The organism is Bacillus sp. FSL R5-0659 (assembly GCF_038008785.1).
Classification (GTDB): Bacteria; Bacillota; Bacilli; order Bacillales; family Bacillaceae; genus Bacillus; species Bacillus safensis.
The window spans coordinates 1-6,389 of record NZ_JBBOZU010000002.1 but is presented as its reverse complement, the minus strand read 5'-3'; the positions used below and the strand labels follow the sequence as shown (position 1 = coordinate 6,389).

Annotated in this window: 7 protein-coding genes; 5 read left to right on the top strand and 2 right to left on the bottom strand. The window is 38.3% G+C overall.

Annotation, left to right across the window (positions count from 1 at the left end; all coding sequences use genetic code 11):
* The first annotated feature begins 262 nt into the window (after positions 1–262).
* The 5 genes from NSQ72_RS19275 to NSQ72_RS19255 all read left to right on the top strand — a co-directional run bounded on the left by NSQ72_RS19275 (position 263) and on the right by NSQ72_RS19255 (position 3,251).
* A complete protein-coding gene (locus NSQ72_RS19275) occupies positions 263–1,288 on the top strand; it encodes a protein rep (protein WP_144487753.1) in 1,026 nt (341 codons plus the stop codon).
* A 648-nt stretch (positions 1,289–1,936) separates the two neighbouring features.
* Complete coding sequence (locus NSQ72_RS19270) at positions 1,937–2,488, top strand: hypothetical protein (RefSeq protein WP_144487755.1); 552 nt, start codon at positions 1,937–1,939, stop codon at positions 2,486–2,488.
* A 15-nt stretch (positions 2,489–2,503) separates the two neighbouring features.
* Complete coding sequence (locus NSQ72_RS19265; RefSeq protein WP_144487756.1) at positions 2,504–2,830, top strand: hypothetical protein; 327 nt, start codon at positions 2,504–2,506, stop codon at positions 2,828–2,830.
* Between the two features lie 102 nt (positions 2,831–2,932).
* Positions 2,933–3,061 (top strand): hypothetical protein, encoded by a 129-nt coding sequence (locus NSQ72_RS19260; protein ID WP_260985221.1) that lies wholly within the window; start codon positions 2,933–2,935, stop codon positions 3,059–3,061.
* A gap of 64 nt (positions 3,062–3,125) precedes the next feature.
* Positions 3,126–3,251 carry a hypothetical protein gene (locus NSQ72_RS19255; RefSeq protein ID WP_260985239.1) on the top strand — a complete coding sequence of 42 codons (126 nt, stop codon included), beginning with the start codon at positions 3,126–3,128 and terminating at the stop codon, positions 3,249–3,251.
* Between the two features lie 1,129 nt (positions 3,252–4,380).
* On the opposite strand, the gene NSQ72_RS19250 is transcribed toward NSQ72_RS19255, so the two are convergent.
* Complete coding sequence (locus NSQ72_RS19250) at positions 4,381–4,533, bottom strand: hypothetical protein (protein ID WP_186321784.1); 153 nt, start codon at positions 4,531–4,533, stop codon at positions 4,381–4,383.
* Positions 4,530–5,633 carry a Rap family tetratricopeptide repeat protein gene (locus NSQ72_RS19245; RefSeq protein WP_186321785.1) on the bottom strand — a complete coding sequence of 368 codons (1,104 nt, stop codon included), beginning with the start codon at positions 5,631–5,633 and terminating at the stop codon, positions 4,530–4,532. The genes NSQ72_RS19250 and NSQ72_RS19245 overlap by 4 nt, the downstream gene beginning before the upstream one ends.
* Positions 5,634–6,389: the final 756 nt, after the last annotated feature.

Sequence of the window (6,389 nt, the reverse complement as noted above, 5' to 3'; positions counted from 1 at the left end):
TCTTTTAGGTTTTTGGGTTTTGATCTTTTAAAAAGATGGCGGTTTCGCCAGCTTTTTGGGCGATTTTGACGGAGTCAGAATCGTGTCTTTTCTTATCTTGATACATATAGAAACATTGAGATTTTAAAAAAGTACGATAGATTCAGTGGTGTCAAGGGTTTGAAAGCACTTTGACAAGTCAAAACTCCCTCTGCTATTATTTAATTGTCGAGAAAAAATAATAGAGTGCTAGAGAACTAGCGACAGAAGGAGTTTTTTGACTTTGTCATATTTAGATGAATCAAATTATAGCATCCTTGACGATAAAACCGCAACAGGTAAAAAGCGGGATTGGAGAGGAAAAAAGATGAGATCGTCGCTTGTGGCGGCTCATTATGAAGGACTTGAAAAGCGTACCGGTGCACCTTATTACGGAAAAAAAGCTGAAAAAGTATGTAATTGTGCAGAGTGTCTTGTGTTTAGAAGAGATATTGAAACGGGCAGGCTACGATTATCAAATGCTTATTTCTGTAAAGTGAGGTTATGCTCGATGTGTGCGTGGCGACGATCGCTAAAAATTGCGAGTCATAATAAATTGATCGTGGAAGAAGCGAACAGACAGTATAAGCCTTCATGGATATTCCTCACATTGACAGTGAAAAACGTTGAGGGCGATGATCTGAAACAGACCATTTCGGATATGATGAAAGGCTTTAATAGATTGATGAAGTATAAAAAAGTGGACTCTTCTGTACTCGGTTATTTCAGAGCTTTAGAGATTACAAAAAATCATGAAGAGAATACATATCACCCTCATTTTCATGTGTTGATTCCTGTAAAGAAAAGCTATTTTAGAGGGCAATCGTATATTAAACAAGCGGAGTGGACAAGCCTTTGGAAGCGTGCAATGAAATTGGACTACACACCAATTGTGCATGTGCAGCGGGTCAAAGGAAAAAAGGGAATTGATGCGGAAGCGATTGAACAAGAAGTGCGTAGAGAGATGGAAGAACAAAAGGCTATTCTTGAAATCTCGAAGTATCCTGTTAAGGATACGGATATCATACGTGGGAATGAAGTGACCGAGGAAAATCTTGATACGGTCTATTATTTGGATGATGCGTTAAATGCCAGGCGGTTGATCGGGTACGGCGGGATCTTGAAAGATATTCATAAGGAACTGAATTTGACGGATGCCGAGGACGGCGATCTTGTTCGGATTGAAGAAGATGATGATGAGGTAGCCAATGAGACGTTTGAAGTCATGGCACGTTGGCATGTTGGCATCAAGAATTACATAATCAGTTAGAAAAGCAGGCTCTTACTGGAGCCTGCTTTTTTTATGTAATGTGAGTACGACCCCATCCCCTATAATATGGGGTCTTAATAATTGCTATCAAACTAGTACAAACCTTTGTGGCTCTAGGCGTTAACCCTAAACACAAAATGGCTGATTTGTGTTTCCTATTTTCACAGTGCTGTTACTTTAGCCATTTTTAGCTTTATACGTATATTTGATTCCGAAGTACGCAACAGCAAGTAGGAAAACTGTTAACCAAACCATTTTGAGGTTAACCATGAATACCACTGATGCGACTAATATCAGTATTGTGAAATCGAGTTTTTTCTCTATTTTTTTATGTAAAAGGACAAAGACTATTAAAAATATAGCTGTTACTAGTACCGGTAAATTTATGATTATTTCAGTCATATTCAATCCTCCTTTTATATTAAATTTTACTACGAATTAAAGGAGCAAAGAATAGGTTTGATGACCTCGAAACCTGTGTGGGACTTTTGATTTTAGAAGGCTGATTTTTGTAACAAAAGCTATTCATGACAGGGTGTTTTCTGCCTTTGAGGAGTTTTATCTCATTTTGGAAAATTCGATTGTTGACCTCCGAGGACTTATGTAAAATTCCTTACGATAGTAAAATATTGTTAGGGAGGAATTATTTTGAAAATGAAGTCTATGGTTAAAGGTGTTCTATCTCTTATCGTGGCAAGTTTATTGATTGCTACAATTGCGCCAGAGGTTCGTGCTGAAACAAAAGTTCAAGAAACACCGGTTTTCGTTACTAAGGTTCAGACGATTTTTGATGATGAAACGCAAGATGATATTGAAGCACTGGAAGCGGCTTTTGATGATCCTGCCCTTTTAGAAAATACTGTTCGTTATGCGGGATTAGTAGGTCTTGAACAAACGATGAAAACCCAAGTTGGGGTTACTGCTGCGATTAAAAAAAGTCTTAAAAAACTATTGAAAAACAAAAACAGGTTGTTTAATCTTGTGGAACAATTTGCAGGAAAGAGAGCGGCGAAGTCACTTAAAATTCGATTCAATAAGTATGTGGAGCCAGTCCTTAAAGAGTTTTTGAAATATGAACAACTTACATGGGATTTAATCAAAGACAACATTGCTTCTGCGTTATACGGTACTGGCATTAAAAATAGTTCAGCTAGACATATTGCTTACTGGATCGTCAAAGTGGCGCAGTGGTTCTTTTGATTAGGAGGAGAAATTTTGAATAGAGAAGAGTTAGATTGTCAATTATCGCTTATGAAAAACGCAATTATGGCTTTGCACGAACATTTAGCACCTGAATTTAGATCGAGAGATTTGGTCCTGTTGAAGTATAGTTTTACTCAAAAGCAGGTTTTAGAGTTGGATGATTATTTCATGCAGATCACTATGGAAAAATCCAAAGTAAGCAAAGAAGATTTTAGAAAAAAGTTGGCTGAAATAAGAGGTCTTCCTCACTTGACTAAAGAGGTTGCGGAAGATGTTTTATTGTCTTATAAAGCTGATGATTTACACACTAAAGTCGTTAACAACATATTGAAAAAATGAACATGCTGAAGATCCCGAAGAAGCCGACAACTAAGTCGGCTTTTTCTTTACACGCTTGACGGAAATCGAGAGATTTTAGCACTCACACAGGGGTGTGTATAAGTGCGCCATAAATGGACTGAGATTGGCGACAAAAAGTGTGAGCTGCGCGACATTGTTTTGAACAAAACGAGAATTGCAAAAACAAGTGAGATGAATCTCGTCACTAGACTTGAGACAAACGACAGCTAGCGGAAAAGAGCATAAGGGAAAACTGCAACCATTTCATGCTTGAAATCACAGGGTGATTTGTTTCGTGGCGGTTGCAATTTTTGAAGAGAATGTGCCTAAAAATGAAAAGCTGACACACCTTTTTTTAGGAGAAAAAGGCGGTGATGTGTCAGAAAAGGCAAATCTGCCACACCATAAAAAGGAAAAGTGAGAAGAGCATAAGGGGTTTTTGTCCCCACTTATGGTGTGGAACTAGGCAAAGCCTAGCAAAAAAATGACCCCAAAAAGTGGAGCTAATCACTCCTGCAGCAGTGGCGATTTTTGAGGTAATCACTTCTCTATCACTACTGAAAAATGATCCGATCACTGTTGAATCAGTGATGAAAAATGATCGACCACTTACCGACCACTTGTCCAAGTGCCCAGTTATACGCACCAAAAAATGTGCGTGTTTTTAGAAAAGCCAACGGGGTTTTTTCACGAAAGTTTGGTAACGTTTTGTGTTTGAAAAGGAGCGCACTGCACACAAAGAAAGGTAACGTTTTGCAAAAAAATCAGTCGCAACAAGGGTTCAATAATGGGTGAATTAAGTTTGTGTTTGTTTTGTGTTGTTTCGGAAAAGTGTGCACTTAAAAGGAGCGTTACTGTTTAAAAAATGGAGTGAAAAACATATGGCATGAGTCAACGGTAAGCGGAACGAAAGTGAGCATTAAGGAGTTGACTCATTCACCACATCCAAAGCCTATTGATTCAAACAAACCCCGTTTGTTTGCGCCTGCCGAAGGGGCATCCCCCGAAGATCGGGGGTAGGGGGTTTGAACATTTGCGATCCAACGGGCTGACCGTTGGCGGGTTTGGGCAGAGCCCGAAAAGAGTCACTAGGGAACCAGTGCCCACTTATGCACCTAAATAGGTGCTGTGTGTTTTCTCTCCGTTCAAAGCAGAATGCCAGGGCATTGTACCGTTGGCATTAAAGGGTCAAAAATGGTAAGATTAAAGAAATATTTGTGCGTCTGTTTTGTTTGGCGAAGGTGTGAGCGGAAGACGACGACAGTCGTCGAGTGGCAACGAAAAGCGAATCACCGAGAGCCAAACGAGAACCCCCCCCAGCTAACAGGGGGGTAGTAATCTTTCAAAAACAAGTAGACTTAATTATGAGACAAACAATGAAATGAAAACTTATAAAAAACGAGAGGGTTTTATTTTAAAATACCTCTGAGGGCGTTCAGATTCGATTCTGAGCGCTTTTATTTTTTTTCAGGAATAAAAAGATGCAGACAAAGAAAAAACGCCTTACAGGGCGTTTAAATGGTTTTATGTTGGTTATGAGATTGTTTGTTTTAAGTCATCGCCCTCGAATCTAATCCTTCATGTTTGATCACAGCGCCTACCACACCTTTTTCAGCGATTTTCTGATCTGTTTGAGTGTTTGAATAAACTGATAAACCTGTGATTAATAAAGCAATTAGAGATAAACTAATCATCCATTTCATTCTAACGCCTCCGTCATTTTGATGATTTCATCTTTTGCAACAAGTGCTTGTTCATAATATTTAACGGCTTGCGTGATATTCCCTTTATTTTTCAAGTGATTTCCTATTTCTCGTGACAATTCGGCTATATCTGTCCATAGTCTTTTTTTCTCTAGGTACTTCATGGCATGGTGAATATTGTTTATGTGACTATTGTTGTAAAGCGCATCTAGTATCATGAGTTTTGCTCTGTATTCATCTTCATTGTTTTCCTCGACTAGATTCCATGCTTTTTTGTACCAGACAAGAGCTTTGTCAGTTTTTCCACTTTTGAAACAGACTTTACTAAGCATGTAATACGTACGGATGGTGTTTCTCGATTCTCTATGTTCTGGTATATCAATCGCTTTGAGTAGATGACTTTCTGCTTCTGATAGATAACCTCGTCTTTCGTAACTAATTCCGATATTGAAATGAGCTAAACTTTTGGTGTATGAATCGCCTGTTTCCTCTGCTTGATTGATGACATGTTCATAGTGCTTGTCAGCTTCTTTGTAACGCATCAAGTCAACCTTGTTTAATGCTAATATCATTTCACTATTCATTTGTTTGTAGGTGTATTGATCATTCGATTTAAAGGAATCGAGTGCTTTCTGAGCATGACTAAGGGAAAAGAAGTGTTGGTCAATTTGGTAATATGCTACGGCAATTTTGTAGTGGAATTCAGCGTGCTCAATTTCGTCGGGGATTCTCTTCAGTTTATCTTCAGCAATTTTGTAAAAGTTGATTGCGTCTATGTAATTCTTGTTGCGAAATTCATATTGTCCATTAAAAAAGTAAAAGTAGTATTGAATCATGTCGTCTGTTTTCTGAATGTCATCTTGTTTGATGGTTGTCCGACTTTTAATTTTTAATCGCTGCGCGTCATCTATCAAAAGATTGTTTCTAAAGTCCAAAAGGTTGAAATAGAGAAGAAGGTCTTGATTTTGTTCCATATGCGGAAGCATTCTCTTAATCTGCGTTTTCAATTCGATTGCTTCGTCTACTTTTCTTTTTTTAATTACCCCATACCATTCATTCATCATGTTAGCGACTTCTACATCTGCAATTGTTTTAGCCATCATCATACCCACCTTTTGCCTGTCGTAAATGTTTCTCTTTATCTTACAGATTTAGTAAATATTTAGAAAGTGAGAAATTCCCCAACGAAACCGATTCTTTTTGCTTGGGTGTGTATGGCTTTGGATGCTGACAGCAATGACTTTTGGATGTACAGCTAGGGAGAATATGACCTGTTTTTTGCATGTTGTCATTGAAAATATCGGGTACAGTCACTTGGAAATAACACGTAAACTATTAGGTTTTTGATTAAACGTGATATTTCCACTCGTTACAGCCGACAGGAACCCATAAATAGCAACGGCCAGAAGATCGGACCGAATCGCCATGAAATGACCTTACTTGTTCTATGCTCTTCTGTTGGTCTCTTTTTCAATCCCACCATTTTTGTAGGCGTATGATGGCAGCTGTATGTTGGAAGTCAGGTTTAGTCAGGTTTTCAGTGAAAAGCTACAGAAAAGGTGTTGCTGATCGTAAAGGCTACAGAAACGGTGTGGTGTTTTTTCTTGGCAAAATAAACCCTATGATTGCAGGGTTTTGATATGTATTGAGTGATTAAAAGCTATAAAAACGGTGTTAAAAGCTAATGAAAAGCTACAAAAAAAGTGTTAAGGCTATAAAAAGGGTGTTGCTGACTACATGAAAGGCTACAAAAAAGGTGTTAAGGCTATAAAAACGGGGGGGTATCAATATTTGATAGGCGGGCAAAAAATCAAAAAAAAATCTCCCCCTGCGGGGAAATTTGGTTTAGTCTTTGG

What these genes read in the sequence shown, in the direction of transcription:
- NSQ72_RS19250 (WP_186321784.1), bottom strand. Translation starts at nt 4,533, where the DNA reads ATGAAATGGATGATTAGTTTATCTCTAATTGCTTTATTAATCACAGGT.
- NSQ72_RS19245 (WP_186321785.1), bottom strand. Translation starts at nt 5,633, where the DNA reads ATGGCTAAAACAATTGCAGATGTAGAAGTCGCTAACATGATGAATGAA.